At 28.2% G+C, this 1,950-nt stretch carries 2 protein-coding genes; both read left to right on the top strand.

Features of this window, described 5'->3' with window-relative positions:
* Positions 1-269: 269 nt before the first annotated feature.
* Positions 270-1,160: a class II fructose-1,6-bisphosphate aldolase gene (gene fba, locus EHV01_RS05125; protein ID WP_422066516.1), complete on the top strand. Its 891-nt coding sequence runs from the start codon at positions 270-272 to the stop codon at positions 1,158-1,160.
* A gap of 19 nt (positions 1,161-1,179) precedes the next feature.
* Positions 1,180-1,929 carry an acetolactate decarboxylase gene (gene budA, locus EHV01_RS05120; protein WP_422066515.1) on the top strand — a complete coding sequence of 250 codons (750 nt, stop codon included), beginning with the start codon at positions 1,180-1,182 and terminating at the stop codon, positions 1,927-1,929.
* Positions 1,930-1,950: the final 21 nt, after the last annotated feature.

The raw sequence follows: 1,950 nt of genomic DNA, 5'->3' as shown, positions 1-1,950 counted from the left end.
TAAACGTTTTTGTTTTTTAATTAAGTCTGCTTGTTGTTTTATTTTTTCATAAAATTCTAAAAATTGATCATCTGTTAAGCTATTTATTAATTCTGTAATTATTTTTTTCATTAATTATTTACCTCCATATATTAAAAATATACCTAATTTTAGGTATATTTTATAAATATCAAGAGTTTTCGACAAAATTAAAGTTWTTTTATATTATTTTTTAAAATAAAAAGTTTATAATATTATCGTAATATTTTATATTAGAAGGGAAAAGAATTATGGGACAAAAATATCATGCTAGATTAGTTAATGCTAGTGAAATAATTAAAAAAGCACATCAAAATAAATATGCTGTTGGTCATTTTAATATTAACAACCTAGAGTGAACAAAAGCTTTATTAGAAGCTGCGCAAGCAACAAAAACACCAATTATTTTAGGAGCTTCAGAGGGAGCGATTAAATATATGGGAGGTTATAATTTAGTTGTTGCGATGGTTAATGCGTTATTAGACTCATTAGACATTACTGTTCCAGTAGCATTACATTTAGATCATGGTCAATCAGTAGAAAGTTGTAAAATGGCAGTTGATGCTGGTTTTTCCTCAGTGATGTATGATGGTAGCCACCACCCATTTGTTGAAAATCTAAAAAATACAAAAGAAGTAGTAGCATATGCAAAAACAAATGGTATATCAGTTGAAGCTGAAATTGGTACAATTGGTGGAGAAGAAGATGGTGTAGTTGGTGCTGGTGAAATTGGTGATCCAAAAGAAGCTGCGGAAATGGTAGCAACAGGAATTGATTTTCTTGCTGCAGGAATTGGAAATATTCATGGTCCTTATCCAACTGGATGACCAGGTTTAAATTTTCAACCTTTAGAAGATATTCAAGCTGCTGCAAAAATTGGAATGGTTTTACATGGTGGTAGTGGAATTCCGCAAGAACAAGTTAAAAAAGCAATTTCATTAGGAATTAGTAAAATAAATGTTAATACTGAATTACAAATTGCATTTGCTGCTGCAACAAGAAAATATATTGAAGAGGGAAAAGACAAACCAGAAAATGGGAAAGGGTTTGACCCACGAAAATTATTAAAACCTGGATATGAAGCAATTAAAGCAACATTTGATGAATTAACATCATGGTTTGGATGCAAAGGTAAAGCATAAAAAACATTTCAAGAATGAAATGTTTTTTTCTTTAATTTTATGTTTAAATAATGTTAATAAACAATTTCAACAAAAAGTTTACTTAGAAAAAGGAGTTTTATTAGTTATGATTCAAAAATTTAGTAATGTTTATCAATTTTCAACAATAACAAGTTTAGCTGCTGGTAATTTTGACGGTATGATTAAGCTTGGGACGTTATTAAAGCAAGGTAATTTTGGATTAGGAACTTTTGACCATTTAGATGGTGAATTAATTGTGCTAGATGGTGTGGGGTATCAATTAAAATCAGATGGAACAGTTAATGAAGTTACGGCAAGTATGACAAGTCCATTTGCTGTTATGGCATTTTTTGAAGAACATCAAAAAATTAATATTTCACAACTAACTAGTTATGAAGAAATTCAGCAAGTTATTGTAGATAATTTACCAAGTTTAAATTTATTTTATGGGATTAAAATTAATGGTTTATTTTCGGAAATAAAAACAAGAACTGTTTCATGGCAAAAAAAACCATATCCAACTTTATTAAAAGCATCAGAACAACAAGGAATTCTTAATGCTAAAAATATTAATGGTGATATTGTTGGTTTTTGAACTCCATCTTTTGCCAATACATTGGGAGTTAATGGTTTCCATTGCCATTTTATTAATACTGAAAAAAATACTGGAGGTCATATTTTTGATTTTGTAAATTGTAAATGCAAATGTAGCACTTTTTATATGAATGAAAACCTTATTTTTAAGCTTAATAGTTATTTTAGTAATTAATTAACTAAAATAAGCCATAAA

The sequence above is a fragment of the Spiroplasma sp. hy2 genome, from assembly GCF_044714365.1.
Taxonomy (GTDB): domain Bacteria; phylum Bacillota_I; class Bacilli_A; order Mycoplasmatales; family Mycoplasmataceae; genus Spiroplasma; species Spiroplasma phoeniceum.
The sequence above is the reverse complement of the archived record's forward strand: the minus strand, read 5'-3'. Positions and strand labels throughout refer to the sequence as shown.